Origin of the sequence: Cupriavidus sp. Met-2 (genome assembly GCF_049843575.1) — a bacterium.
GTDB classification, from domain to species: domain Bacteria; phylum Pseudomonadota; class Gammaproteobacteria; order Burkholderiales; family Burkholderiaceae; genus Cupriavidus; species Cupriavidus metallidurans.
In genome coordinates this window covers 326,169-352,060 of record NZ_JBBHZL010000003.1, presented here as the reverse complement: position 1 = coordinate 352,060, position 25,892 = coordinate 326,169, and the positions used below count along the sequence as shown (strand labels likewise).

Below are 25,892 nucleotides of genomic sequence, written 5' to 3'. Positions count from 1 at the left end.
CAGAGACCCGGGCCGTCGCTCAGGACAGCGCGCGCAATCTCCTGGCGCTTCGGCGCGACGCCCGGGCTCGGCATATCCAGGTTGATCGCGAACACGTACGTATCGTTGCCGCGCTTTCGGGCTTATACCTCAGCGTGAGCACAGGCCGTCATATTTATTACACACTCGGCCTGTACGGTTGCGCCCCTAACAGGGTAGCATTGGCCGCTTTTCCTGATTTTTCTTAGGGACCAAAAACTCTAAAACCCCCTATTTTTACGGGATTTCCGCTTCTACGGGGTACTCTTGGTTTCCACGTCATTTCCGTACAGTTTACGTCGCCAACCTGCCTACTTCGTCACCCATGACCAAACCCGCCTTCCGCATCGACATCAAGACCGCGCGGGCCGCGCTGCCTGCTCGCCGCGAACCCTACTTTGTCCGCCTCAGTCCTGGGGTGTACCTGGGCTACCGCGTCCTGCCTGATGGCGCTGGCACCTGGATCGGCCGTCGCCGCGACCCGGACTCTGGCCGGCAGCAGTACCGGACGGAGGGGGCGCTGGCCGACGTCCTGGACGACGAACGGTATGAAGCCGCCAAGAAGCGCGTTGAGCAGTGGGCTGCTGGACTGGAGGCCGGCGTTCAACACAAGGCTGGCACCGTGGCCGACGCGGTGGATCTGTACGTGGCGCACCTAGCGCGGAAGAACAGCCAAAGCTCGGCCGATACCAATGCCGCCCGCTTCCGCACACTGATTGGCAAGAACCCGATCGCCCGTGTCATGCTGGACCAGCTCAAGGCGCAGCAGGTACAGCGGTGGTTCGATGCGCTTGTGCGAGTCGAGGACGCGCGGGACGCCGAGCACCTGCGTCGCATGAAGAGTTCCGCCAACCGCGATCTGTCGCGCCTGAAGGCCGCGCTTAACAATGCATTCCGCTTGCACCTGGTGTCCTCCGATATCGCGTGGCGCAGGGTCCAGAAGTACAAGGACGTTGAGGGCCGGCGCGAGGTGGTGCTCGACGCCAAGGCGCGGGCCGCGCTGCTCAAGGGCGCGTCGACCGAGATTCGGCCGTTTCTGCAGGCGCTGCTGCTCACCGGTGCCCGTCCGGGTGAGGTCGCCAAACTGACTGTCGCCATGTTCGATCGGAAAGCCGGGACGCTCGCGATTCCGAAGGGGAAGACCAAGGCGCGTCTCGTGACTCTGTCGACGCAGGCGATCGCGTTCTTTGCCGCCCAGGCCAAGGGCAAGACGCCGGCCGCGCCGCTCATCGCCCGAGCCGACGGGAGTGCCTGGCGCAGCGCGAACGACTGGGGACCGCTTGTCAAGGATGCCGCTGCCGCTGCTGGCCTGCCCCCCGGGACGGTGGCCTACTGCTTGCGCCACACGACCGTCAGCGAATGGATTCTGGCCGGCGTGGACCTACTCGTGGTGGCGCGTTCCGTGGGCACGTCGTTGACCATGATCGACAAACACTACGGGCACCTGATCAACGCGAAAACGGTACGCGAGAAGCTCGACCGCATTGCCATGTGCTGACACTATCGATATCCTGCTGTTGGGGAACACCTTTACCCGCCGCCCATCGAGGCGGCTTTTTTTTCGCCTTAGGGAAACTCAGTAATTCGATACACAGGGTTTGCAATCGCTCGCTCATTCGCAAACCCGTTTTTCCTTTGCCCCACCTTTGCCCCACCTTTGCCCCTACTTTGGATTCCACAGAATTTTCGCGGTTTCGAATCGGCATGGCGGCTCGCGACGGCCACGCTGGAAGGACTTCTGTAGGCGCGTAGAAGGTACTTCTATTTTCCGAATTCGATCGCTATAAAACGCAAATAGGTTTTCCCGCCAGGCGGCACGACCAAGACCGAAAAAATACTTGGAGTGCAAGCAATGAACGAATTCACCGAAGGTCAGCGCGACGAGCTGCTGGCCTTGCTCAAGCTCATCCAGGATGGGCATCTGAACGTCATTCGATCCGCGCTCACTCTGGGCGCGCTGTCCTTTCGCGAGTTCCAGGCGCGTTACAACATCTCGAAACCGTTGCATGCCAAGCTGGACCGGCAGGGCATGGGGCCACCGACCATCCGCGCCGGCGCGCGCCGTCTGGTGTTGATCTCCGGCCTGCCCGAGTGGGAGAAGGCGATGCTCGCGCTGGACGCCGCTGAACGCGAGCATCGCAAGGCGCTGGAACCCGAGCCGCCTGCCGTCGATCCCCTTCAACCACCGAAGCGAAAGCCGGGCCGCCCCAAGGGCAGCAAGGACTCGTATCGCCGCGTTCGCCCGCAGATTGTCGCTCGCCCTGCCAGCCAGGAGTGAGCCATGTCCGGACTTCTTTTTGCTCTGCTCGAGCGCCTCGACTACGTGCTCGAGGACGGTGTCGCGCGATATCGCGCTCGATGCCCAGCCTGTGAGCAACGGCGTCGCTCGCTGCTGATCCGCGTCCACAGCGACGGCGTCATCCTGATGCACTGTTTGAACGGCTGTTCGACCGCGCACGTGCTGGCCTCGATCGGCCTGAACTGGCGCGCGCTGTTTCCGCACGGCCGGCGCCGCTGGCATCGCACGCCGTATGGCTGGTGGCGTGAGCGTCCGCGTCACGAGAGCAACCCTGGCTCACAGGAGGAGAGGTAAATGGCGAAGAAGCCTGCCCCCCATGAGCCTTACAGCAAGTTGCCGCACTTCATCCAGACGTCACCGGCATATGTCGGAGCGTCGGCCGCCGCTCGCGCGCTGCTGCTCGACGTCATCTACTTCGAACGCGGCTTCAACAACGGCAGCCTGCTGGTGACCATCTCGAAGTTCAGGCCGCTCGGGTGGACGTCGCACCAGAAGTTCTACCGCGCTCTCGATGAGCTGGTGCAGCGCGGCCTGCTGATGCGAACCACCGAAGCGCGCACCGGTGTCGCGGCACTCTATGCCCTGTCTTGGATGGCCACCATGAAATCTCCCATCGATCGCCAGGCGAAGCGAAAGGGACGAAGCAGCACAAAAACCTTTCCCGAAACGGGTAAGGGTCAGGCAAACACCTTTCCCGAAACGGGTACGGTTGCTTTCCCGAATCGGGAAAGGTTGCTTACCCGAAACGGGAAAGGTACCCCTTCCGCCTTACCCGAATCGGGTAAGGAAAACGCCAAAAACGAGGCTCAACCTTTCCCGATTCGGGTAACTGATGCATGTTGCCAAGGGGGTGAGGAGAAAAACGGGTTTGCCGGTGGGGCGTCGCGAGTGCCTGGTGAAGGCCAGCCCATGACGATCTACGTGGCCGAATCCAACGGCGCGTTCTCACTGGCGGTACGTCCCACGATCCAGCGAGAGTCCACCATCCTGTGCACCGATGCCCGCGAGCCAGACATCGTGATGGCCGCTACTCGCCGCGCTCTCGCGATCGCCACGCAGCACAAGGCTGTCCTGCGGCTGGTGGGGACGACCGAGGCGCTGGCTGCATTCGATCCTATTCTGGTCGCCGCCAAGGCAAGCGAAGGGGCGAAGTCATGACCTCGACGCCCCTTCGCGAGCACCTGGCGCTGTTGCGCCGGCAGGGCCGCTCCTGGATCGAGCGCCTGGCCGAACTCGAGCACTGGCTCGATGCCCGCGAGGCCGACGAACTCGCTGCTCTGCAAGCCACTCCTGCGCATCAACTCGCCGCCCACGTCGAATCGCTGCGAGGGCGCCTGTGGACCAGCATGGAACGGCACGGCGCACTGCCGCGATTCACACGCACTGTCGCCGGCCAGCCGATCCAGCCGCCTGCACCACGGCCGCACAAGCCACGCGGTATCGCTCGGCACCTGAAGCCGACGCCCATCGCGACAGCAGGCCAGCGCGATCTGTTCGGCAAAGGGGGCTGACCATGCACGAAGATGATCCTTTCCGCATTGCCTGCTGCGAAAGCTGCTGCTCGTTCCGTTGCCGCGATGACGGCTGGCCGATCTGCATGTTGCCGATGCCCGACGCCGCGGAAAGGGCCGAGCGCGATCGCGCGTTGAAGGGCACTAACGCTTTGAACCGCTGCACACGATTCGTGCCGCTGACCGACGCCGACAAACCCACCGAAGGAGAACGTCATGCATAAGAAGCCGAACTATCCGCCTCTAACGCTGCAAGCGATCGACCACTGCGCTTCGGAGGACGAAGTGCGCGCCTCAATTGCTGGAGCTACTTTTCGACGTAAGGGCGGCTCCCTGATTTCCGCCAGATTCGGTAGTCGGGCAGACCTTGAGGCGCTCCTTCGTCAGCATGTGAGGGGGTGTCGTTATCGCAAGCACCCAGGCTTTCCCGCCTACATCCGGGCCGTAGAGGCGTATCTCGACGCAGTCCTGCCGCACATCGACGCCGGCGCTACGCATGAAGAGGCACGGCTTGCTGTTTGGCGTGAGCGTAAGGGCCTACTGGTTCTGAACTGAGGAGAGCGACGATGAATGAAGCATCGAAGTGCCGCACGATCGCAGTGCGTTTCCGCGCCACGCCGTCAGCCACTGCGCGAGGCTGGTACGACGTGGTGGTGAAGGCAAACGGCATTGCACCGGTCGTCCTCGAGTGCGAAGGCCTGGAGGGCATGTTGACCGCTGCGCGCGATATCGGCCGCACCTGTGCTGGCTCTCACGTCCCTGGCACGGTGCGTTGGGTATTCCTGGCGGACGTCGAGCGCGGCGCCTGGGCGGACAGCATCGAGCGGACGATGAGCAGCGCGTTCGATCAGGCCGTGTGCACGAAGCTCGGCCATGCGTGACGCTTGTAAACGCTACGGCGGCGCATTAGGCTCTCGTCGATCAATCCGCCATGAGTGCCGACCGTGCCCGATGCTGTTGCTGCCGAAGTGTTTCGCCGATTGGCCGTCGCCTGCCTGGCCGGCATCAGCCTGGCACCGAGGTTCGCTCCCGAGCGCCCCGCCTGGGCCAGCCTCTCGCCCAACGAGCGACGCGAGCGCGAGCGAGTGGACAGAGCCATGCGTCGCGAGAAGGCGCGAGGCGCGCGCTGACCGACCCCGGGGGGGGTCAAAGTAGGCGGCGATGGGTCCGTAACCCGGCTGGAAGAGTTGCTTATCGCGGCGCAGTTATTCGATTCGGGGGTCCGATTGATGCGCCTTTCACAACGATCGGGGCGCCCTGGTTGTAAACGCGCGAAGCGGCGCCGACAATTCATCCGAGGAGGCCTGCCATGTCCGATGCGACGTCTGAACCCTGCGAAACCTGCCGCACCAACCTGCGCCTGCGTGCCGCACTGCTCGGCTCGGGCCAGCTCACCGGCTTCTGTCGGCATGCCGGCCTGCTGGTGACCGTGGACGTCGCGGGCCAGGAGGTCACCGGCTGGACCTGGCGTCCGGCGAGCAAGCAGGAGGCCGCTGGCGCGATCTTGCACGAGCTGCAGGTCGTCGACGCGGTGGCCGAGCGCGCGAACGTCTCGACGTTGCAGTAGCGGTACCGGCCGTGCCTCGGGATGAGGTGCATATGGCCGCAGCGAGTTTGATAGTCGGTGGGGCCGGTGACGTGGCCTGGCCGAGCGGCCTCGGGATGAGGCAGCGAACGCGATGGGTACCGGGATGGTGGCCTGGCGCGGACGTCCAACCGGGGAATTTCCCCAGTTGCCACCCATCCTGGAGGACACCATGAATCGTCCCATCATCATCGACGCCGCCGATCGTGCGCGCGTCATCAAGGAAGCCGGCGATCCGCGCGACGGCAATGCGAAGTTCACCGAGCTGCTCGCCGCGATCAAGCGCCGCGACGAAGAAATCAAGGAGATGTGCGGCAAGGCGCTGGAGGAAATCGCTAGCGGCAAGGCCGACATGGCGCGCTTCTCGTCGCGCCTGGTGGAGATCGAACAGCGGCACGCCGTGCGCTCCGGCCTGCCGCTCGGGCCGATGGGCAGCGCAGCGCAGTCCCTGGGCAGCATCTTGACGAAGAACGAGGCCTTCCTCGAGGGCATGAAGCGTGGCCGGCTCGAGCGCACCGAGATCGAGATCCCGAACCTGAAGACCGTCGTCACCACGCAAGCAGACGCCGCCAATGGTTATCCGGTGCCGCCGCAGCAGATTGGGCCGGTGACTGGCGCGCCGGTCGATCCGGTGATGTGGACCAGCCTCTCGTCGATGCCGGTCACCAGCAACGCGATCGAGATCGTGCGCGGCACGCTCGATGACCAGAGTGCGCCGGTCGCGGAAACTGCGCAGAAACCGCAGAGCGACATGACGTTCACGCCGGACGATCTGTCGGTGAGGACCATCGCCACCTGGGTGAAGGCAAGCAACCAGGTGCTCTCCGACGTGCCGGCGATGGCGGCGTTCATCGACGCGCAACTGCGCATGGCGATCAACAAGCGCCTGGATCTGCAGCTGCTGTACGGCAATGGCGTGAGTCCGAACGTCAAGGGCTTCACGACGCAGGGCACGGCTTATGTGCCGGGTGCAACGGATACGCTGATCGATTCCCTGGTGAGAGTCGCGGCCACGCTCCTCGCGCGCGGCGCTTCGGGCAGTGTCATCGGCATCAACGCGATGACGTTTGCGGACCTGATCTTGTCGAAGGACTCCAACGGCGACTACGTGGTGAACCCGTTCACGCTCATCACGCAGATCCTCGGCGCTCGCCTGGTGCCGTCTGCCGCGATCGCGCAGGGCGACTTCGTTGGGATCGGTGGTCCGTTGGGCGGTACCGTCGGCATGCGCCAGGCCATCACCATCGAGATGAGCACGGAGGACACGGACAACTTCCAGAAGAACCTGACCACGATCCGCGCCGAATGCCGCGCGGTGGCCATCACGCAGACGCCGCTGCTGTGCCTGTACGGGCCGCTGCTCGCGCCAGTCGGGCCGTGATCCGGGTTTGATTGCTCGCTGCCTGGCCTCGCTTCCAGGCCGCGACGAGGGCTCGCCGGTGACTCCCTCGATGCAGAAAAAGGCCGGCCGCCTGCCATACGTCTTCCAACGTCACGACGCCTTCGCGTAGGGGCTGGCCGGGAGCGCCACCAGATTTCCTCGAGTCTGGTGGCGCTTTTTGTGGTTGTTGAGTCGAATTTGCTGCCACATAAGCAGGGTTGGGGCTTGAAAGATCTTTGCTGGCGTCGACTCGACTACTTCGCCAACATTGGTCGAGCGTATCTGCCCATGAGTCGAATAACCGTGGCTGCCTTCTCATCGACTCGCCCAGCCTGGTCAAGCGATAGCAAACGAACCGTTGTCCCGCCCTTCGGAGCTTGGAGCATGTTCATGCCCAATGCCAGCGCAACTCTCTCAGGAGAGTCGAAGTTTGATCGAAGGACGCGCCGAACGCCCGATGCGATCATGTCCGCAACCTGAACGCCTGAGAACTTCTGGGAGTCTACGTAGCTGAAGTCATCGTTAATGATTCGCCCAACATTTACGCAGTTCCCATCGCTCACCTCGACGTCCAATCCATAAGTTTCTTTGAGATAGGTCGGTGCAGTACCGGGTTCATACTCGAATCGCTTGAAGTGACGGTAATCTTCACCTTTAAGAAAGATCATGGGATCTCGTAAAGACATGGTCTGCAACAGTCCGGGCAAGATCTTCTTAAACGCCTTCTCGTATCGATTGGGTACTCGATCTTTCTGATCTACGCGCCACCGAAAGTGCGCCAAAGCGACCGGCTCCCGTTGCACATAGTAGAGGGGCGCGTATTGCAGGACGGTGTGCACGAGCTCAGCTTGCAGAACGAGTTGCGTGTAAAGCTGCAACGGCAGCGCACTGATCTCGTCCGCAAGGTCCGCGACCGCTCGCCGACCTCCCTCGTACTTCATTCGGTCTATGTTCTGCCTGATTTTGTCGACCTGCATCTCGTGATGATGCTGAATCTCGTCACGACGATGCATGCTGACATTGACGGCCAGCGCAAAGGCCACGCCCCCCAACTTTTCCAAATCGGTCAGGAACTTGATGAAATCGCCTTCAGGGATGGCTCCAAGCTTAACCTCGCGACCGGCACCGTGCTTGAAGCGCAAGTCGGAGACGAGCGCCTCCAATGGACGCCGCTTCGATTCAGGTAGAACGAAGGCGGCGATCGTACACCAAGCGTTCTCTTTATCGGTAAGCGTGAATGTTCCTGATTCGTCAACGAAGATATACATGTGTCATGTGAGCTAGGATGGCGCATGCGTTGAGTCTGGGTGCGAAGTTAAGCGTTCTCACGCGCCGCGCAGGCTACTCGTAGTGCAAGCTTCGATCGATCGCGCCTAAATTCTCCAGCTGTCCTGGGATTCTCTGCGTGCCTGCTCATTGCGGGCGACGGCGCGCCGGTAATCGTCATCGGATTGGGCCTGCAATTGCGCGCTGTGGATCTCCGACTTGCATGCGGGACATAGCAAGTTCACCCGGCCGCCGAATTGCATCACGGCCTTCTTGCCTTCATTGTCGAAGCAAGTCTGGCAAAGGTAATGCCGCTGCTGCCCGTCTGGAGGCGCGTCCTTGAGCGTGTAGGCGAATGAGTTATTCCCCACCTGGACAAGGTGGTACTTGTCACGCTCATCGGCTTTCGTCTGCAGCTCGCGCACTTCGGCCTCCAGCTCTGTGATGCGCTGATCGGCTTTGCGCGCTTCCTTAACGCCTGTCAGGGCTTCTTGCGAAGCCTCTAGCGCGGCCATGTTGACGTTGCGCAGTTGATCGACCATGTCGGCAATGGCCTTGTCCATCAAATTCTGGTCGCGGATCTTCAGCGCGGTCTTGAGAAGGTCGAGGGCTGTGCTGGCACTGGCAACTGCAGTCGTGAGGTCCATCGGGAGATCTCCTGGCGGGTAGATGCCGCTGATGGTAGCAGGGGTTTGTATGGCGCCGTGAAGATCACCGATACGCCGCTCGTCGTCTCCGATCGGCAGATCGGCCTGGTGCTCGGGGTCGACCACAAGACGGTCGGGGCCGTGCGCGTCGAGCTGCTCGATGGTGGGGAAATTCCCCACCATGACTCGATCGTCGGCCGCGATGGCGTCGAGCAGCCGCGTACCAAGGCGAAGCCGGCCGCTGAACCGCAGCGCGCTCCTGCTCCCGCTCCAGCGCCGCTCCTGGAGAAACCGGCCGCGTCCGAGTCCCACAACCCGATCCCCGACGTGCATGCCATGTCCCAGGCCGAGCGCACTGCGCACCGTGCCTGCCGCCAACCAGGCGGAAGTGTCGCTGACGTCGACGCTTTGGGGTTTGCCCGTTCGGCTCGAATTCCGGGCCTACAGTCGCCGATCGCCCTAGCGTGCTATGCAGGTCTCACCCAACCCTCGATCGCTTCCTGGCGGCTCGATTCCGCTGACTGGCGGGTAGACCGCTGGCGCTGCTTGTCCCGATTTGCCTACCCAGGTTCGTCCGCCTCATCTGTAGATTCCGTACAGATTCCGTACTCGACATCGTTGGTTTTTCCAATCAAACCCCGAAAATCCTTATCTGGCGTGGGTTATAGGCCGAAAAAATCGCACAGAAAACTTGCCAAATTTTGTCCTAACAGGGGAGAAATCCATGCGCACAAGAAAAGCCCTCGGCTGGACAGCCGGGATGGTAGCGCTCGTCGCCGTGGCGGGATTGCACGGTTGCGGGAGCGACGACACCAACACCAATAGCAGCAACAACGGTAGCGGCAACGGCGGCACCACGCCACCTACGGTCACGCCGGCCGACGCGGCCACCGCGAGCGCCAACATCCAGGCCGCGTGGGTCGAGATCGGTGACAGCAACCAGGCCATCGCACGTGCGGTCACCAGCTATGTCGCGCCGGCCGACGCCGGGGCCAATGGCGTCTGCCCGATGCTGACCGTCGATGGCAAGGCAACGCGCATGACGCTGCGCGTGGGCCCCGCCACCGTGCCGCTGCGGACCACCGCGAGCGCGCCGGCCGATTCGAAGCCGTCCGAGTTCCCGGTATCGGTGTGCGAGGCCACCGTGGCTTCCAGCGCCACCAGCGCGGCCATCGGCACGCAGACACTGCCGCTGCCCAAGGCATTGCCGCAGCGCATCGTGGTGCTGGCCGACACGGGCTGCCGCCTGAAGAAGGCCGACAACGCATGGCAGGCGTGCAGCGACACCGACGCCTGGCCGCTCTCCACGGTGGCAACCACGGCAGCGGGCTTCAATCCCGACCTCGTGCTGCACATCGGCGACTACCACTATCGCGAGAACGCCTGCCCGCCGGACATCGCCGGTTGCCAGGGCAGCCCGTGGGGCTACGGCTGGGATACGTGGCAGGCTGACCTGTTCAAGCCCGCCGCGCCGCTGCTAGCCAAGGCGCCGTGGGTGGTGGTGCGCGGCAACCACGAGGAATGCGCGCGTGCCGGCCAGGGCTGGTCACGCTTCCTTGATCCACGCCCGTTCGACACCACGCGTTCGTGCGACGATCCCGTCAACGACAGCACCGGTAACTACGCCGACCCCTACGCGGTGTCGCTGGGCGCCGGTTCGCAGGTGATCGTGTTCGACTCGGCCAAGGCTGGCAAGGCAGCGTTGCCGACCACCGATCCGCAGTTCATCGCCTACCAGAAGCAGTTCCAGACCGTGGCCACGCTGGCTGCCAAGCCGGGCATGACCACCACGATCTTCACGAATCACCATCCGATCCTCGGCTTCGCCCCGATAGCCGGCGCAAATCCGGCGCCGGGCAACCTGGCGTTGCAGTCGGTGATGTCGAACCTGAATGCGCAGGCGTACTACCCGACTGGCATTCACGTGGCGCTGCACGGTCACGTGCATGACTTCCAGGCGATCAACTTCGCGTCGGCGCATCCGGCGACGATCGTGACCGGTAACGGCGGCGACAACCTCGACGTCGCGCTACCCGATCCGTTGCCTGCCGGCAGCGTGCCGGCCCCGGGCACGACGATCGATCGGATCACGCACCATGCCAGCTTCGGCTTCCTGGTGATGGACCGCAAGGCCTCGCCGGCCACCGGGTGGACCTTCAAGGCCTACGCGAAGGACGGCAAGCTGATGGCCACCTGCAACCAGACCGGCAACACGGTGACGTGCGACAAGACCGGCTTTATCGCACCTTGATCGCACCTTGATGACACCAGCAAGACCTGCCGTCGCCGCCCTTGCACTCTGGGCGGTGACAGGCCACGCCGGCGCGGTGGGCACCGTGCTGCTGCCCGGCGCACTGCCCGCGCGGGTGGTGGCGACCATCGGCAATGGCACGCCCAAGGTGACCGCGAAGGTCGATGCCACTACCGGCATCTTTCGGCCAGATCCGGCGTTGGTGGCGCTCGGCAAGCGCGCGTTCTTCGACCCGCGCCTGTCGATGCCGCGCGGGCAGTCGTGCGCAAGCTGCCATGACCCGACGCGCGCGTTCTCGCCCACGCTGCCAGACGGTGGAAAGCGTGACCCCGGCGTGCCGCAAGGCAGTCGCCCGGGGCACTTCAGCCTGCGCAATCCACCTTCGTTGCTATACGTGCGCTACGTGCCGCGCCGGCATTTCTATCAGGACGACGATGCCCCTGCGGCATCACCGTTCGGTGGCCTGTTCGCCGACGGCCGCGCAGACACGCTTGCCGAGCAGGTACGCGGCCCGCTGCTCGATCCGAACGAGATGAACAACGGCAGCCCGGCCCGGCTGCTGCGCAACGTCAACGACACCGATCTGGCGCCGGCAATGGCCGCGCAGTTCGGCCCGGCGGTGCGCAAGGACCCGCAGGCAATGCTCCGCGCCCTGGGCGCAGCGCTGCAGGCGTACATGCAAAGCGACGAGATGGCGCCGTTCACGTCACGCTTTGACGACTACCTGCGCCGCCGCACACCGCTGGCGCCGCAGGAGATGCGCGGACTGGCACTATTCAAGAACCCTGACAAGGGCAACTGCATGAGTTGCCATACGCTGTCTGATACCGCGAGCCGGCCGGAGCGGTCGCTGTTCACGGACTTCGGCTACGACGCGATCGCCGTGCCGCGCAACCGCGCCCTGCCCGCCAACCGCGATCCCAGGCACTTCGACAACGGCCTCTGCGCCACCGCGCGCACGTTGCGCTGGCCCGATCCCGACCAGTGGTGCGGGTACATACGCACACCCGGCCTGCGCAACGTGGCCGTTCGTCAGCGCTTCATGCACAACGGAGTGTTCACGACGCTGCGCGATGCCGTGGCGTTCTACAACACGCGATCGATCGATCCGGGCAAGTGGTATGCCAGCGGCAGGACGTTCGACGATGTGCCCGCTGCCTATCGCGACAACATCAACGTCAACTCGCCGCCGATGAACCGGCGGCCAGACATGCCGGCCGCGCTGACGGAAGGCGAGATCGACGACATCGTCGCCTTCCTGCGCACGCTTACGGACGCGGCTTACGTGAACACGATGCCGGCAGTCCGCTGACCCACAACGGCGCGGTGCGCGTCATGAAGGCGCCCGCCGCCCGATGGCAGCTTGAAGAACGCCACAGCATCGTCCAGCGACCGGCTCTGCTCCTCAAGCGCCTTCGACGCTTCCGCAGCCTCGTGCACCAGCGAGGCATTCTGCTGCGTGACCTGATCGATCTGCACGATCGCCTGATTCACCTGCTCGATGCCACGGTTCTGCTCGGCGGACGCGGTGGCAATCTCGTCGACGATATTGGTGACGCGAGCCACGGCCTGCGTGACGTCGGTCATGGTCTTGCCCGCTTCGCTGGCCAACGACGAGCCAGCCTGCACCTGGGCAACCGATGCGTCGATCAACTCCTTGATTTCCTTGGCCGCACTCGACGACCGCTGTGCGAGCCCACGCACCTCGCTGGCCACCACGGCAAACCCGCGCCCCTGCTCGCCGGCACGCGCAGCTTCCACTGCGGCGTTGAGCGCCAGGATATTGGTCTGGAATGCAATGCCTTCGATGATGCCGGTGATCTCCGCGATCTTGGTCGAGCTTGCACTGATGCCTTCCATCGTATCGACCACGCGGCCCACGGTGCTGCTGCCCTGTTGGGCCACTTCGGTGGCGTTGCGGGCCAGTTCGCTGGCTTGTCGGGCGTTCTCGGTGTTGTGGCGGACCGTCGCCGCCAGTTCCTCGATGCTCGCCGCGGTTTCCTCCAGTGACGCCGCCTGCTGCTCGGTACGGCTCGACAGGTCCATGTTGCCCTCGGCGATCTGGCCTGTGGCCACCGCGATGCTCGAACTGCCCTCGCGCACGCGCGCCACCGTTTCGCTCAAGCGCTCGTTCATGTCACGCAATGCGCCGAGCAGCCGGCCGGTCTCGTCGGTGGAATTCACCTCGATGCGCATGCCAAGCTCGCCGCGCGCGACGGTGCTGGCCACGCCCACGGCGCGCTCTATCGGCCCGGTGATCGCGCGGGTCAGCAACATGCCGCCGGTCATGGCAAAGGCCACCGCGGCTAGCGACACGATGATCAGCAGATTGCGCTGCGCGACATAGTCGTCCTGCAGCTTCCGGATCATTTCGTCCTGGCGCTCCTTGGTGAAGCTGGCATAGGTGTTGGTCGCCTTGATCAGCTCGGCCAGCAGTGGGCGGCATTCGTTGTTCATTTTCTCGATGGCGGCGTCACGCTTGCCCTCGAGCGCCAGGGCGACGATGGCCGTGGCCACGGGACCGTAACGCGCCTCGATGCGGTCGACCTCGGCCACCAGATTTCGGGCGGTCTCGCTTACACCCTCGGCTTTGATCATCTCGTTAAGCTGGCCCAGCCGCGCCTTCACGTCGTCGTGCGCCTTGAGCACCGCTTCCTTTTCCAGACTGATGTCTGCCGGCGTGGTGACCAGCACGAGATTGCGCGCGGCGATGGCGCGACGATCGACTGACGTGCGCACCTTGGACGCCATCTCGCCACGGGCGTTGAGCCCGTTGATGTAGGCACTGAACCCGTCGGTCGCCTGACTCAGCGCACGCAAAGACAGCCCCGAAACCACCAGCACGATGAGTGCCAGCGCGCCAAACCCCGCAAGGAGCCTGGTCTTGATCGACAGATCGCGGATTTTCACAGCTACCCCCAGTTGCCGATTCCTCGGCGATATGGATGTTGTTGCATCACAGTGTGATGCATTGAGCACTGAAAATCCCCGTATCACGCGTTACAGGTGTCGTCCGCGCCATCACGCCAACGCCCTGCATGTGTTGTTTGCTGGCTAACGGCTGTGGGCCCCTCGATTTCGCCCTACTCCGGTAGGGGGGCGGGGTAACAGCGCCTAGGGATTTGCACTCATGCAACCCGACGCATGACATCCGAAGTTTTAAATTGCATTTCAGATGCATGTTTCATAGAATCGATTGCGTCACGCGCACCTTCCCCTCCGATCATGTCAGTCCTGCTGCAAATCTCCCCACCCTCCCGCTCCCAGGCCGGCTATCGCGGATTGCCCGTGCTCGCGCTGGGTTTTCGCCCGTTTTATCTGCTGGCCGCCGCATTCGGCGCCCTGGCCGTGGTGGCCTGGGTCGCCATGTACCTTGGCTGGTGGACGCCGGCCAGCCAGCCGTGGGCCGGCACCATGGTCTGGCACGCGCATGAGATGGTGTTTGGTTTCTCGGCAGCGGTAGTGGTCGGCTTTCTGTTCACCGCCGGCAAGAACTGGACCGGACTGCAAACGCCGCAGGGGGCCTGGCTCGGCGCATTGGTCGGCGTGTGGCTGCTGGCCCGTGTGCTGATGTGGAGCGGCCCGGCATGGGCGGCCATCACGGTCGATGTGCTGTTTCTGCCACTGTGCAGCCTGAGCTTCTACCGCATCCTCCGGCGCGCCAAGAGCCAGCGCAACTATGGCCTGGCCATCGCGCTCGGCGTGATGGGGGCCTTCAACATCGGCTTCCACGCCGCCGTGCTGAGCGGCCGGATCGACTGGGCACTGCACGCGTCAGAAGCCGCGATCGGGCTCGTCGCCATCTTTGTCACGGTGATCGGTGGCCGCGTGATTCCAATGTTCACCGCCAATGCGATTCCCGGTATCCGCATTCGCCGCTGGGCGTGGGTCGAACGCTGCGTGATCCCGCTGACGCTGCTGGCGGCGCTGGCCAGCGCAGTGCTGGCACCTGCGATCATCCTGGCGCCGCTGGCGCTCGCCGCCGCCATCGCGCAGGGCGTCCGTCTGGCCGGATGGGATTCGCTGCGCACGGTACGCAAGCCGATCGTCAGCATCCTGCACGCCGCCTATGCATTCCTGCCGATAGGTTTCCTCTTGATCGCCGCAGCGTCGCTGGGCTGGGTGGACCGTTCCACCGCGCTCCATGCGCTGACCGTCGGCGTGATCGGGGGCGCCATCATCGCGATGGTGACACGCACGGCGCTGGGCCATTCCGGCCGCCGCCTGGAAACGGGCCGCATGGAACACCTGGCCTACCTGTGCATGGCGCTGGCCGCCATTGCGCGGGTGGCCGGTCCGATCGCCCTGCCGGCGCTGAAGCCCGAGGCCATCGCCGCGTCGGGCGTCCTGTGGGCGCTGTCCCTCGTGCTCTACCTTGTCAAATACACGCCTTACCTGACGCGCGCACGCATCGACGGCAAGGAGGGTTGAGCGGGGGCTGGGTGTTATCAGGCACTAAGAAGCCGTTTCAAAATGAAGCGAAGCGGTTCGGGCTAGACGCGGGGCCGCAGACAGTACAAGTCGTACGGCAAGACCCCGCAACGACGCCAGAATCGTTTTGACACGGCTTCTACAGTCAAAGGGGGCGATCAACAGTGCTCGATCGCCCCCTTTCTTCCTTCCTTCAGCTTCCTGCCGTCGTATCAACCGCTTCGTCCGCCTTGGTCATCTTAGTCAAAAAGCTCGTTCAGCCAGGACTTCCTGCGTTTATTGCCGTGATGGCCATTGCGACTGCCATAACCGTCATGACCACCGCGCCCGTGGTCATCACCGTGGTAGGCAGGTGATGTCGGCCGTTCGCGCGGCGCCGAGGCCTGTGACACTGGCGTGGCCATTGCAGAGCGCTCCAGGATCTTGTCCAGCTCGCCACGGTCCAGCCAGACGCCCCGGCATCGCGGACAGTAGTCGATCTCCACACCTTGTCGATCCGCCATGATCAGTACCGAGTCGGGGCAGGTTGGGCATTTCATTTGGGGCTCCTTGCAGTGGGGTGCGCGCATGGCGCGTTGCGGCCCATTCTATGGCGCACCCCTGCCACCAAGCGCTGCATGACAGCAATGTCATCTCGGTGTCATCCGCCGTTTATGCACGGGTGCCTCGCACGGCACCGGCCTCCTCCCGCCCCGCGGATCAAGGGCGCGTCGCGCTCCCCAGAACTGGCAGCCGGAACGTGAACACCGTGCCACCGCCATCGCGCGGCGCCGCATCGAGCTCGCCCCCGTGGGCCTCGACGATCGACTTGCAGATGGCAAGCCCCATGCCCATGCCGCTCTGCTTGCTGGTGATGAACGGGTCGAAAAGCCGCTGACGCATGGCGTCGGGAATGCCGTGGCCGGCGTCCTCGACCCGGATCACGACGTCGGCATTCTCCAGCGCCGAAGCAATCACCAGATCGCGCGCATCCGGCGGCGTCGTCGCCATTGCGTCGATAGCATTGGTGATCAGGTTCAGCATCACCTGCTGCAACTGCACGCGATCTGCCGCCACCAGCGCGCCGCCCGTGGACAAGCTCGTCGAGACCCGCACGCCGTGTCCGGCGATTTCCATACGCACCATATCGAGCACTTCGCTCAGAACCTCGTCTGGCTGCAGCGGTGTCATCACCGATGGGGTCTGCCTGGCCAGCGCGCGCAAGGCACGAATGATCTCGGCTGCGCGCAGGCCATTCTTGCGGATATGCGCGAGCCCGTCCTGAACCTCGCCGAGATTTGGTGTGGCGCGGTTGAGCCAGCGCAGGCTGGCATCGACCGACGCCACGATCGCCGTCAGCGGCTGGTTCACCTCATGGGCGATGGAGGCCGCCAGCGTGCCCATCACCGTCAGATGAGAGGTCCGCGCAAGCTCGGCACGGGCCGAACGCAGGCCCATCTCGGCTGCCAGGCGGCGATCGTTCTCGTCGATCAACTGCTCGTAGAGCCGCGCAGTCTCCAGCGCAATCGCCACCTGCGGCGCCAGCACCTCCAGTTCGGCAATCCGGCCAGCACCGAACACGCCCGGCGCCAGGTTGTTTTCAAGGTAGTACGCGCCGATCAACGTGCCGCCGCGCACCAGCGGCAGGCACAACAGCGAGCGCAACCGCCGCCCGGACGCGCCGCGCATCCGGATCGACGGCGCATCGGCCGAGGCATCAGCCAGCGCGAAGGTCTGACGCGTGCGCAGGACGCTGTTGAGGACGGTAAGCGGCAGAAGGTCGTCGTTCGGCTCTACGGCGCCAAGCGTGGTGGAAACGGCGCCATCGACCACGCGCGCGGACGCCTCGATCATCGGACGATCGCCACGCATCAGCAGCAGCAACCCGTACTGCGCACCGGCATGGACCACCACATCGGCCATTAGCGACTCAATCAGCCGATCCATGACGCGCTCGCTGCTCATGGCCTGGGCGGCCCGCATGCCGAGTTCCCAGCCGGCTGCCACCCGCGCCGGCTCGGCTGGCACCGGCTCCGGGCCACCCGCACCGGCATCACCAAGCTCGGGATACTGGCAGCAGAGCTGGTCCGCCTTGTGGTGAGCACCCCAGCGGCGATACGCGTCGCGTGCCGAATGCAGATGGTGCAGCCCTGAGTCCGGCAGCCCGTTGGCCAGACACAGCGCACCCGCCAGCTCGCAAGCGAGCGCCTGCTCGTGCACGAACCCCGATGCCGCCGCGACCCGCGCCGACTGCTCGTAACTCGCCAGCGCCCGCATGGCATCGCCTTGCAGACGCAGCATTTCCGCGTCGATCAGCAGCAGCTTGTTCCGGAACGTCAGCGGATTCAGCGCAGTCCAGCGCGCAAAGCGGTCCCGGTGACCGGCCAGCGCGGCGAGGACTACGGCACGATCGAGACCCTCGACACCATCGACACCATCGACATCGGCCGGCGCGGCATGTGCCAGCGCCAATGCCAGGTACAAGCGGCAATCGGCCACGTTGATATGGGCCGGCGCCGACCATGCCAGCGCTTCCGCCTGCCGCAGGCTGCCGAGCGCGTGCATCCATTGGCCACGGTATGCCCACGCCATGCCGTCTTGGAGCCAGACCCAGAAGCGCGTCGAGAAAGAGGTCGCGTCATCGGCCCGCTGCGCGACCGTCGATGCCGGGCCATCGCCACCGTCGCGCAGGCTGCGCAGGAAGAGCCGCTGTGCAGCCAGAATCCGCTCGATATCGGCATAGCGAACCAGCCGTGTCAGGCCCACGCCACGTTCGATCTCTTCATCGACAAGTGCAAGCGGCTCGCCCATCGCCAGCAAATCCGAGACGATGTGATTGCAGGCATAGCAGGCCATGCCGATATCGCCCGACTCCCGCCCCAGTGCCACGGCCTCCTGGGCAAGTCCGAGCGCGAACGCCAGCGGGCGGGTCCAGACGCTGACCTGGTCCACCGCCACCAACGTGGCAATTTGCTCGGCCTGAAACCCATGCCGCTCCACCAGCGCCATCGCCGCCAGCCCAAAGGCGAGGCCGTCTTCGTACGCGTCATAAAGGCTGGCGATAAAGACGCCGAACCAGGAAAGGCCATAGGGCGTCTCGGGTGTCGCGCCATGCGCGAGCGAGAGTTCCACCATCGTCGCCACATGAAGGAAGCTGATCCCATCGCGCACGAACTGCGAAGAAATCAGCGTCGATAGCAACCCCATGACCGTGTGCATCCGCGCGTCGGCCGTGACGGGAAGCTCGCCAAGACTGTCGATGGACCTTTCGCCAAGCAACACCATGACCGATTCGTAGGCCTCCCGCATTCGCGCGGGCGACGGGTGTCGTTCGAGATGCACGTCCACCAGCGCCAGCCCTGAAAGCGCGGCATTGATCGCCCCTTCGTAGTCGGACCGTACGGTCTGCAGCGTAGCCAGCAGGCGATACACGGCGGCCTTGTCGACCGCCGGCATCGCGCGTTGCAGCAAGGTGTCGATCTCCCGCGCGGCGCGGTCGAGATCGGCCTGCGCCAGCAGGCACTCGCAGCGCAACAGATGCGCGTCGCGCGCCAGCGGGTAGTGGGTGTCCCACCAGGTTGCATCCATCAACGTGAACGCCAAATCCACATGGCTGGCCGCGCGCGTCAGCACGGCCGCACGCTTGGCCCGTCTCGCCGAGTCATTGAGCGCCCGCACGAACATCACCCGCTCGGGCTCGGATAGCGCCTGCCCCGCAGTCCGCTCGATCTGGCTGCCGATCTCGAACGCGTGGTCCGCCGCGTGCTCGCCCCAGTGTTCGATCATGACGCGTGCCACACGTGCATGCGCGGCCGGGCGCGCCTCCGGTTCCACCAACGAATAGGCGGCTTCCAGCACGCGGTCATGCTGGAACGCGAAGCCCTCCGGCACCTCGACGATCATCCCGGCATCGATGAACGGACGCAGCCCGTGGGCCAGTTCATCCGGCCCGACGCCGGCCACGCGGGCCTGCAACGCCGCTTCACCGCGAATGCCCACGCATGCCAGATGCTGCAGCAGCGCGGTGCCCGACTTCGGCAGCCGCGCGAAGCGCCGTAGCATCAGTTCGATCACGTTGTCCGAGTAGCGCCGGTGCGCCAGCGCGGCATCGTCCCAGGCCCAGCCGGCTTCGCCACGCGCAAGCACGCCGTCGTCAATCAGCGCCCGCAGCAGCTGCACGCAGAAGAGCGGATTGCCGCCGGTTCTGGCGTGGATCGCACGGGCAAGTGGCGCCACCTGCGCCACCGGCGCATCGAGCGCGGTGGCCACCAGATCGGCCACGGCCCGCCCGGGCAGTGACTGGAGCGCAATGCTCGACACCGGCAATCCACCGCTACGACTGCCCTGCTGCAACCACGCCAGGCGCTGCGCCATTTCGTGGCCGGGCTCGCGATAGGCTGCGATCAGCAGGATGTTGGCGGGGCGATGTGCCGCGAACGCCTCGAGCAGGCCAAGCGTGGAAGCATCGGCCCATTGCAGGTCATCAATGAACAGCACCAGCGGCTCACCGGGTGCGGCGAACGCAGCAAACGTACGCAGTACCGCGCTTTCGATCCGCGCCTGAGCCTGACGGGCCGGCACTTCCGAGAGCGGCACGGTGGCGCCCAGTACGTACTCGACGACGGGCGCCAGTTCGGCGACCGCGCGCCCCTGCCCGGTCAGCCGATCGAGCCAGCGCAGGCGCACCTGCTGCAACGACGCATCGTCCTGGCCGAGCAACGTCATGGTCAGCGATGTGATGGCCTGCACCACCGGCGCATAGGGAATATCGCGCTGCAACTGATCGCTCTTGCCCGCCGCGAAGCGGGCCCCGGTCTGGTCCGCGTGCCCGCACAGCCATTCGGCCAATGCCGACTTTCCCACACCGGCCGCACCGGCGAGTAGTACCAGTTCCGATACCCCGGTCGCACGGACACGTGCCAACGCGCCATGCAGCACCTCCATCTCCCTGGCGCGGCCGGACAGCCGCCCCTGAAGGCCCGACCCCGTCCCTGGCAACGGCAGCGTGCCCGGCATGTCGAGGCAGAACGGTTCGATACGCCCGCGCTGCAGCCACTCGGCACGGACACGTAGCAGGTCCGCCAGCAGCGCCGCCGCCGAGGTATAGCGGCTACCGGCATCCTTGGCCATCAGCTTGATGACGATCTGGCCAAGCACGGCAGGCAAATCGGGCCGACGCGACTGCGGCGGGGCCGGCTCGATGGCCATATGCGCGTGCTGCCATCCGGACGGCGAGTCCGCAACGAACGGCAGTTCGCCGGTCAGTAGCTTGTATAGCGTGACACCGAGCGCGTAGAGATCGGCACCGACGCTCGGACGCGCGCCATCCTGCCGCATCAGCTCCGGTGCCAGATACGGCAAGACGGTATCGGCCGGATGCCGCAGCGCGGCGCAGGGTTCCTCAACGGCCACGGCATATCCGAACCCCGTGAGCCGCATGCGCCCATCGTCGTCGAGCAGGAAGCTTTCTGGCCGGATCACACCTTGCAGCAGGCCGCGCCCATGCATGGCCGCCACGGCCCTGACCGCGCCGATTGCCAGTTCCAGGCGGGCGGCGATCGGGACGTCTTCGCGCTCGCTGGCGTTCACCATGCCGAATTGGGTGGAGGCCTCGGCGTCGCTGATCAGCACAAGCCGGTCAGGCGTCCAGATCGTGGCCGCCGGTATCGCCGCCCACGATGACTCCATGCGCGTGGCAAGCCGCGCCGCGTTCCGCAGGCGCTCGCACACGGCCGTGGCCGTCAGCGGCGCGCTTTGGGCAAACCAGTGGGTCTGCGAGACCGGGTCAAACAGTCGGCAGGACTGGACGTGATTTCCCGTCAGCAGCACGGTCGATTCGACCCGCGCAAGCCAGACAGGGTCGAAGGCCGGCACGGGAGCATGTTCGATGCGGGAGAGGGAGGTCATGCTGGTGGCGATGGGCTGGCTCGTGGGGGGCGAGTGCGTCGTCACGCATTCTAGCCGTGCCCCGCAATACGTGTATTGCGCGTGTGGTGGTCAACTGCTATGCGTCGGCGAACTGGCGTGCCCGCCGCGCGGCATCCCTGTAAAGGCCGAGTTCCTGACCCATCAGCACGAGATCCGCAAAGGAGCGCGCGTTCATCTTGCGCATGGCCTGGCCCCGGTGAATCTTGACCGTCACTTCGCTGATGCCGATCTCGCCAGCGATCTGCTTGTTCAGCAGGCCGGACACCGCCATGCCCATGACTTCCGCCTCGCGTGGTGTCAGCGTGGCAAAGCCGCGACGGATCGCATCGGTCCTGCGCATCCCACGCCGCCGCGACCTGTCCCTGTCAAGGGCGGCGGACACGGCGGCAATCAGCGACGTCTCCAGAATCGGCTTGGTCAGGAAATCCACCGCGCCCGCCTTCATTGCGGCCGCCGTCATCGCCACATCGCCATACCCCGTCATGAAGATGATCGGCATCCCCACGCCGGACTGGCCGAGCCGCGACTGCAGGTCGAGCCCGCTGGCGCCGCCCAGCCTGACGTCTAGCAGCAGGCAGCACGGCGTATCGGGAAGCGGATAGGCCATCAGCTCGGCTTCCGATGCGAACAGCGCCACATCCATGTCCAGCGAGCGAAAGAGGCCGCCGAGCGCGTCGAGCACCATGGCGTCGTCGTCCAGCACGAGTACCGTGCCAGGTTCGTACTCGGCACTTGCGGCGGGTTCCAGGCAAGTAGAAGTCACGGCAATGTCACAGGAAGTTCATGGTCCATGCGCCGGCGCGCCAATGCGGTGCATTTCAGCATAGCGCCCGGATGCGTGCCACCCATACCAATGTCGTAGTTGCCAGCCCGCCGCTGCCCTCCCCCCCGACCGATGCCGTCCACCTATACGAAAGGTGTATGGCGTAGCCTCCCCGCGGCACCTACGCTGCGCACTGCCTCTTGCGGATGGGGCGGGTGGAGCCGATGGGCGGAACAGCCGATGCGAAGGCACGCGGCCAGCACATCCTCCGCCCGCGCCCCTTCGCCAACCCCGCTACCCAAGGAGCGACCCCATGTCCAACCCCAAGCTCGAAGTCCTGACCCCGCAGAACAGCCAGCTCATCATCATCGACCATCAACCGCAGATGGCCTTCGGCGTGCAGTCGATGGACCGCCAGGCGATGAAGAACAACGTGGTGGGTCTGGCCAAGGCGGCAAAGATCTTCAATATCCCGACCACCATCACCACGGTGGAGAGCGAGTCGTTCTCGGGCTTCACCTACCCGGAACTGCTGGACGTTTTCCCCAACACCAAGACGCTCGAGCGCACCTCGATGAACTCGTGGGACGACCAGAAGGTACGTGACGCGCTAAAGGCCAACGGCCGCAACAAGGTCGTGGTGGCCGGTCTGTGGACCGAGGTGTGCAACACCACGTTCGCGCTGTGCGCAATGCTCGAAGGCAACTACGAGATCTACATGGTGGGTGATGCGTCGGGCGGCACCAGCAAGGAAGCGCACGACTACGCGATGCAACGCATGGTGCAGGCCGGCGCGGTGCCCGTGACCTGGCAGCAGGTGTTGCTCGAATGGCAGCGCGACTGGGCCCACCGCGACACGTATGACGCCGTGATGAAGCTGGTCAAGGAACACTCGGGCGCGTACGGCATGGGCGTCGACTACGCCTACACGATGGTCCACAAGGCAGCGCAGCGCACCGCCACGACGCACGAGTCCCTGGCGCCGGTCCCGGCCCGCTGATCCGCGCCGCAGAGGGACATCCAGGCATCCACCTACCCTTCTCTCCAGGAACAGACCATGAGCTACATCACCGCTGAGGACGGCACGCAGATCTTCTACAAGGACTGGGGCTCCGGCCGGCCGGTCGTGTTCTCGCACGGCTGGCCGCTCAATGCCGACGCGTGGGATGCCCAGATGCTGTTCCTGGTGCAGAAGGGCTTTCGTGTGATCGCGCATGACCGCCGCGGCCACGGCCGCTCGGACCAGCCCGCGCAGGGCAACGACATGGACACGTATGCCGACGATCTGGCTGCGCTGCTCGTGGCGCTGGACATCAAGGGCGCCACGCTGGTCGGCCACTCCACCGGCGGCGGCGAAGTGGCGCGCTACATTGGCCGGCACGGCACGCAGCGCGTGGCCAAGGCCGTGCTGATCGGCGCGGTGCCGCCGATTATGGCCAAGACCGCGTCCAATCCCAACGGGTTGCCGATCGACGTGTTCGACGGTATCCGCAAAGGCGTAGCCGACAACCGTTCGCAGTTCTACAAGGACCTGGCCGTGCCGTTCTTCGGCTTCAACCGTCCCGGCGCCAAGGTCTCGCAAGGCACCATCGACACATTCTGGGCGCAGGGCATGGCGGGCGGCATCGTCGGCGAGTACGCCTGCATCCACGAGTTCTCGGAAGTGGACTACACCGAGGATCTGAAGAAGATCGACGTGCCCACGCTGGTCCTGCACGGTGACGACGACCAGATCGTGCCGATCGACAACGCCGGCCGCCTCTCTGCCAAGCTGGTGAAGAACGCCACGCTCAAGGTGTACCCGGGCGCGTCGCACGGCATGTGCGTGGTCAATGCCGACGCGGTCAATGCGGATCTGCTGGCCTTCCTGAATACTTAGGCCAACGCCACCCAACCCTCTACCCGCGGGCAACACATCGCCCCGACCGCCGCCATCGTGCGGCGGCCTCTTTGGAGCTTTTCACCATGTCATCGACCCCCGACCTCATCCTCGTCAACGGCAAGTTCACCACGCTCGACAAGTCCAACCCGCAAGCCGACGCGGTAGCCATCCAGGACGGGCGCTTCACCAGCGTGGGGACGCGCGACGACATCATGAAGCTCGCGGGCGCGCAGACGACGGTGATCGACCTGAACGGCCGGCGAGCGATCCCCGGCCTGATCGACAGCCACATGCACATCATCCGTGGCGGCCTGAACTACAACATGGAACTGCGCTGGGATGGCGTGCGCTCCCTGGCCGATGCGATGCGGATGCTCAAGGACCAGGTGGACCGCACCCCCGCGCCGCAATGGGTGCGCGTGGTAGGCGGCTTCACCGAGCACCAGTTCGCCGAGAAACGGCTGCCGACCATCGACGAACTGAACGCCGTGGCGCCGGACACCCCTGTGTTTATCCTGCACCTGTACGACCGCGCGATCCTGAACGGCGCGGCGCTGCGCACGGTTGGTTATACGAAGGACACCCCCAATCCGCCGGGCGGCGAGATCGTGCGCGATGCCAGCGGCAACCCCACTGGCCTGCTGCTGGCCAAACCCAACGCCACCATCCTCTACGCCACGCTGGCCAAGGGGCCAAAGCTGCCGCTCGAGTACCAGAAGAACTCGACGCGCCATTTCATGCGCGAGGTGAACCGGCTGGGTGTGACTGGCGTGATCGATGCCGGCGGCGGCTTCCAGAATTACCCCGAGGACTACAGCGTCATCGAGGATCTGCACAAGGAAGGCAACCTGACGGTGCGCCTGGCCTACAACCTGTTCACGCAGAAGCCGAAGGCCGAGCTGAACGACTTCACCACTTGGACGTCCACCGTCAAGCCGGGCCAGGGCGATGACCTGTATCGGCACAACGGCGCTGGCGAGATGCTCGTCTACACCGCCGCCGACTTCGAGGACTTTCGCGTCGAGCGGCCCGACATGCCACCGTCGATGGAAGCCGATCTGGAACCGGTGATCCGTCTTCTGGCCGAGAAGCGCTGGCCGTGGCGCCTGCACGCCACCTACGACGAGACGATCACGCGCGCGCTCGATGTCTACGAGAAGGTGGCGCGCGACATTCCGTTCACCGGCCTGAACTGGTTCTTCGATCACGCCGAGACGATCTCCGATCGCAATATCGACCGCATCGCCGCGCTCGGTGGCGGCATCGCCGTGCAGCACCGCATGGCCTACCAGGGCGAGTACTTCGTCGAACGTTATGGCGCGAAAGCCGCCGAGGCCACGCCGCCGATCCGCAAGATGCTCGACAAGGGGGTCAAGGTGGGCGCAGGCACCGATGCGACGCGCGTGGCGTCCTACAACCCGTGGGTGTCGCTGTACTGGCTAACCACGGGCAAGACCGTGGGCGGCATGTCGATGTACCCCCAAGCCAATCTGCTCGATCGCGAAACCGCATTGCGCCTGTGGACCGAGGCCAATACCTGGTTCTCGTCCGAGGAAGGCAAGAAAGGGCAGATCAAGGCCGGCCAGCTCGCCGACCTCGCGGTGCTGTCTGCCGACTATTTCTCGGTGCCCGGTGACGACATCCAGGACATCACGTCCGTGATGACCGTGCTCGGCGGCAAGGTGGTCTACGGCGACGGCGAGTTCGGCAAGCATTCGCCGGAGATTCCGCCCGCGATGCCCGACTGGTCGCCAGCCCGCTACGGCAGCCAGTATCAGCCGCGGCCAACCGCCAAAGCAAAGACGCTGGCGATGAACACCGCCTGCGGCTGCGCGTCGTCATGCGGCGTGCACGGCCATGCGCACGCGAAGGCGTGGACATCGAACATGCCGACGTCCGACGAGAGCGGATTCTGGGGCGCGCTCGGCTGTTCGTGCTGGGCGTTCTGAAC

Annotated in this window: 23 protein-coding genes and 1 pseudogene; 17 read left to right on the top strand and 7 right to left on the bottom strand. The window is 64.8% G+C overall.

The features are described 5' to 3' along the window. Window positions 1–20: 20 nt before the first annotated feature. Window positions 21–113, bottom strand: a pseudogene (locus tag WD006_RS09985) (OXA-1206 family carbapenem-hydrolyzing class D beta-lactamase); the annotation flags it as partial. Between the two features lie 230 nt (window positions 114–343). Between WD006_RS09985 and WD006_RS09980 the strand changes: the two are divergent. From WD006_RS09980 to WD006_RS09930, 11 genes are all read left to right on the top strand, one after another. Continuing rightward, complete coding sequence (locus WD006_RS09980; protein ID WP_029307069.1) at window positions 344–1,516, top strand: tyrosine-type recombinase/integrase; 1,173 nt, start codon at window positions 344–346, stop codon at window positions 1,514–1,516. A gap of 354 nt (window positions 1,517–1,870) precedes the next feature. Next, a complete protein-coding gene (locus WD006_RS09975) occupies window positions 1,871–2,296 on the top strand; it encodes a hypothetical protein (RefSeq protein WP_029307068.1) in 426 nt (141 codons plus the stop codon). 3 nt (window positions 2,297–2,299) lie between these two features. Beyond that, window positions 2,300–2,611: a hypothetical protein gene (locus WD006_RS09970; protein ID WP_051723003.1), complete on the top strand. Its 312-nt coding sequence runs from the start codon at window positions 2,300–2,302 to the stop codon at window positions 2,609–2,611. Next, window positions 2,612–3,475 (top strand): hypothetical protein, encoded by an 864-nt coding sequence (locus WD006_RS09965; protein WP_051723001.1) that lies wholly within the window; start codon window positions 2,612–2,614, stop codon window positions 3,473–3,475. Then, a complete protein-coding gene (locus WD006_RS09960) occupies window positions 3,472–3,828 on the top strand; it encodes a hypothetical protein (protein WP_029307065.1) in 357 nt (118 codons plus the stop codon). The genes WD006_RS09965 and WD006_RS09960 overlap by 4 nt, the downstream gene beginning before the upstream one ends. A 2-nt stretch (window positions 3,829–3,830) precedes the next feature. Further along, window positions 3,831–4,052, top strand: a complete 222-nt coding sequence (locus WD006_RS09955) for a hypothetical protein (RefSeq protein ID WP_029307064.1) — start codon at window positions 3,831–3,833, stop codon at window positions 4,050–4,052. Beyond that, window positions 4,045–4,383: a hypothetical protein gene (locus WD006_RS09950; RefSeq protein WP_029307063.1), complete on the top strand. Its 339-nt coding sequence runs from the start codon at window positions 4,045–4,047 to the stop codon at window positions 4,381–4,383. The genes WD006_RS09955 and WD006_RS09950 overlap by 8 nt, the downstream gene beginning before the upstream one ends. An 11-nt stretch (window positions 4,384–4,394) precedes the next feature. After that, complete coding sequence (locus WD006_RS09945; RefSeq protein ID WP_029307062.1) at window positions 4,395–4,709, top strand: hypothetical protein; 315 nt, start codon at window positions 4,395–4,397, stop codon at window positions 4,707–4,709. Window positions 4,710–4,772: 63 nt separating this feature from the next. Continuing rightward, window positions 4,773–4,958, top strand: a complete 186-nt coding sequence (locus WD006_RS09940; RefSeq protein ID WP_141192895.1) for a hypothetical protein — start codon at window positions 4,773–4,775, stop codon at window positions 4,956–4,958. A gap of 179 nt (window positions 4,959–5,137) precedes the next feature. Then, complete coding sequence (locus WD006_RS09935) at window positions 5,138–5,395, top strand: hypothetical protein (RefSeq protein ID WP_029307061.1); 258 nt, start codon at window positions 5,138–5,140, stop codon at window positions 5,393–5,395. Between the two features lie 190 nt (window positions 5,396–5,585). Further along, the gene (locus WD006_RS09930) at window positions 5,586–6,794 is read left to right on the top strand and encodes a phage major capsid protein (protein ID WP_029307060.1); all 1,209 of its coding nucleotides are present in this window, start codon (window positions 5,586–5,588) and stop codon (window positions 6,792–6,794) included. A gap of 254 nt (window positions 6,795–7,048) precedes the next feature. On the opposite strand, the gene WD006_RS09925 is transcribed toward WD006_RS09930, so the two are convergent. Together WD006_RS09925 and WD006_RS09920 are read right to left on the bottom strand one after the other, a co-directional pair. Further along, a complete protein-coding gene (locus tag WD006_RS09925; protein ID WP_029307059.1) occupies window positions 7,049–8,062 on the bottom strand; it encodes a DUF3800 domain-containing protein in 1,014 nt (337 codons plus the stop codon). Window positions 8,063–8,167: 105 nt separating this feature from the next. After that, window positions 8,168–9,040: a hypothetical protein gene (locus WD006_RS09920; RefSeq protein WP_029307058.1), complete on the bottom strand. Its 873-nt coding sequence runs from the start codon at window positions 9,038–9,040 to the stop codon at window positions 8,168–8,170. Between the two features lie 391 nt (window positions 9,041–9,431). On the opposite strand from WD006_RS09920, the gene WD006_RS09915 reads away from it, so the two are divergent. Together WD006_RS09915 and WD006_RS09910 are read left to right on the top strand one after the other, a co-directional pair. Beyond that, a complete protein-coding gene (locus WD006_RS09915; RefSeq protein ID WP_029307057.1) occupies window positions 9,432–10,958 on the top strand; it encodes a metallophosphoesterase family protein in 1,527 nt (508 codons plus the stop codon). A gap of 10 nt (window positions 10,959–10,968) precedes the next feature. After that, window positions 10,969–12,270: a cytochrome-c peroxidase gene (locus WD006_RS09910; RefSeq protein ID WP_029307056.1), complete on the top strand. Its 1,302-nt coding sequence runs from the start codon at window positions 10,969–10,971 to the stop codon at window positions 12,268–12,270. On the opposite strand, the gene WD006_RS09905 is transcribed toward WD006_RS09910, so the two are convergent. After that, on the bottom strand, window positions 12,240–13,868 hold the full coding sequence (locus tag WD006_RS09905) for a methyl-accepting chemotaxis protein (protein WP_035832331.1): 1,629 nt from the start codon (window positions 13,866–13,868) through the stop codon (window positions 12,240–12,242). The two genes, WD006_RS09910 and WD006_RS09905, sit on opposite strands and share 31 nt — an antisense overlap. A gap of 315 nt (window positions 13,869–14,183) precedes the next feature. Between WD006_RS09905 and WD006_RS09900 the strand changes: the two genes are divergently transcribed. Further along, complete coding sequence (locus tag WD006_RS09900) at window positions 14,184–15,389, top strand: NnrS family protein (RefSeq protein ID WP_011519712.1); 1,206 nt, start codon at window positions 14,184–14,186, stop codon at window positions 15,387–15,389. A gap of 239 nt (window positions 15,390–15,628) precedes the next feature. Here WD006_RS09900 and WD006_RS09895 read toward each other — a convergent pair whose 3' ends face one another. The 3 genes from WD006_RS09895 to WD006_RS09885 all read right to left on the bottom strand — a co-directional run bounded on the left by WD006_RS09895 (window position 15,629) and on the right by WD006_RS09885 (window position 22,059). After that, window positions 15,629–15,928: a zf-TFIIB domain-containing protein gene (locus tag WD006_RS09895; RefSeq protein ID WP_029307054.1), complete on the bottom strand. Its 300-nt coding sequence runs from the start codon at window positions 15,926–15,928 to the stop codon at window positions 15,629–15,631. Window positions 15,929–16,088: 160 nt separating this feature from the next. Continuing rightward, window positions 16,089–21,275, bottom strand: a complete 5,187-nt coding sequence (locus tag WD006_RS09890) for a trifunctional serine/threonine-protein kinase/ATP-binding protein/sensor histidine kinase (RefSeq protein ID WP_425648196.1) — start codon at window positions 21,273–21,275, stop codon at window positions 16,089–16,091. A 97-nt stretch (window positions 21,276–21,372) separates the two neighbouring features. Then, window positions 21,373–22,059, bottom strand: a complete 687-nt coding sequence (locus tag WD006_RS09885) for a response regulator transcription factor (protein ID WP_011519714.1) — start codon at window positions 22,057–22,059, stop codon at window positions 21,373–21,375. Between the two features lie 313 nt (window positions 22,060–22,372). On the opposite strand from WD006_RS09885, the gene WD006_RS09880 reads away from it, so the two are divergent. The 3 genes from WD006_RS09880 to WD006_RS09870 all read left to right on the top strand — a co-directional run bounded on the left by WD006_RS09880 (window position 22,373) and on the right by WD006_RS09870 (window position 25,890). Beyond that, window positions 22,373–23,059 carry a hydrolase gene (locus WD006_RS09880; RefSeq protein WP_011519715.1) on the top strand — a complete coding sequence of 229 codons (687 nt, stop codon included), beginning with the start codon at window positions 22,373–22,375 and terminating at the stop codon, window positions 23,057–23,059. A 57-nt stretch (window positions 23,060–23,116) separates the two neighbouring features. Continuing rightward, the gene (locus tag WD006_RS09875; protein WP_029307052.1) at window positions 23,117–23,938 is read left to right on the top strand and encodes an alpha/beta fold hydrolase; all 822 of its coding nucleotides are present in this window, start codon (window positions 23,117–23,119) and stop codon (window positions 23,936–23,938) included. 86 nt (window positions 23,939–24,024) lie between these two features. Continuing rightward, a complete protein-coding gene (locus WD006_RS09870; protein WP_017513591.1) occupies window positions 24,025–25,890 on the top strand; it encodes an amidohydrolase in 1,866 nt (621 codons plus the stop codon). Window positions 25,891–25,892 lie beyond the last annotated feature (2 nt).

What these genes read in the sequence shown, in the direction of transcription:
- WD006_RS09960 (WP_029307065.1), top strand. Translation starts at nt 3,472, where the DNA reads ATGACCTCGACGCCCCTTCGCGAGCACCTGGCGCTGTTGCGCCGGCAG.
- WD006_RS09900 (WP_011519712.1), top strand. Translation starts at nt 14,184, where the DNA reads ATGTCAGTCCTGCTGCAAATCTCCCCACCCTCCCGCTCCCAGGCCGGC.
- WD006_RS09945 (WP_029307062.1), top strand. Translation starts at nt 4,395, where the DNA reads ATGAATGAAGCATCGAAGTGCCGCACGATCGCAGTGCGTTTCCGCGCC.
- WD006_RS09935 (WP_029307061.1), top strand. Translation starts at nt 5,138, where the DNA reads ATGTCCGATGCGACGTCTGAACCCTGCGAAACCTGCCGCACCAACCTG.
- WD006_RS09920 (WP_029307058.1), bottom strand. Translation starts at nt 9,040, where the DNA reads ATGCACGTCGGGGATCGGGTTGTGGGACTCGGACGCGGCCGGTTTCTC.
- WD006_RS09930 (WP_029307060.1), top strand. Translation starts at nt 5,586, where the DNA reads ATGAATCGTCCCATCATCATCGACGCCGCCGATCGTGCGCGCGTCATC.
- WD006_RS09890 (WP_425648196.1), bottom strand. Translation starts at nt 21,275, where the DNA reads ATGACCTCCCTCTCCCGCATCGAACATGCTCCCGTGCCGGCCTTCGAC.
- WD006_RS09910 (WP_029307056.1), top strand. Translation starts at nt 10,969, where the DNA reads ATGACACCAGCAAGACCTGCCGTCGCCGCCCTTGCACTCTGGGCGGTG.
- WD006_RS09965 (WP_051723001.1), top strand. Translation starts at nt 2,612, where the DNA reads ATGGCGAAGAAGCCTGCCCCCCATGAGCCTTACAGCAAGTTGCCGCAC.
- WD006_RS09875 (WP_029307052.1), top strand. Translation starts at nt 23,117, where the DNA reads ATGAGCTACATCACCGCTGAGGACGGCACGCAGATCTTCTACAAGGAC.
- WD006_RS09980 (WP_029307069.1), top strand. Translation starts at nt 344, where the DNA reads ATGACCAAACCCGCCTTCCGCATCGACATCAAGACCGCGCGGGCCGCG.
- WD006_RS09870 (WP_017513591.1), top strand. Translation starts at nt 24,025, where the DNA reads ATGTCATCGACCCCCGACCTCATCCTCGTCAACGGCAAGTTCACCACG.
- WD006_RS09955 (WP_029307064.1), top strand. Translation starts at nt 3,831, where the DNA reads ATGCACGAAGATGATCCTTTCCGCATTGCCTGCTGCGAAAGCTGCTGC.
- WD006_RS09970 (WP_051723003.1), top strand. Translation starts at nt 2,300, where the DNA reads ATGTCCGGACTTCTTTTTGCTCTGCTCGAGCGCCTCGACTACGTGCTC.
- WD006_RS09925 (WP_029307059.1), bottom strand. Translation starts at nt 8,062, where the DNA reads ATGTATATCTTCGTTGACGAATCAGGAACATTCACGCTTACCGATAAA.
- WD006_RS09880 (WP_011519715.1), top strand. Translation starts at nt 22,373, where the DNA reads ATGTCCAACCCCAAGCTCGAAGTCCTGACCCCGCAGAACAGCCAGCTC.
- WD006_RS09915 (WP_029307057.1), top strand. Translation starts at nt 9,432, where the DNA reads ATGCGCACAAGAAAAGCCCTCGGCTGGACAGCCGGGATGGTAGCGCTC.
- WD006_RS09975 (WP_029307068.1), top strand. Translation starts at nt 1,871, where the DNA reads ATGAACGAATTCACCGAAGGTCAGCGCGACGAGCTGCTGGCCTTGCTC.
- WD006_RS09895 (WP_029307054.1), bottom strand. Translation starts at nt 15,928, where the DNA reads ATGAAATGCCCAACCTGCCCCGACTCGGTACTGATCATGGCGGATCGA.
- WD006_RS09950 (WP_029307063.1), top strand. Translation starts at nt 4,045, where the DNA reads ATGCATAAGAAGCCGAACTATCCGCCTCTAACGCTGCAAGCGATCGAC.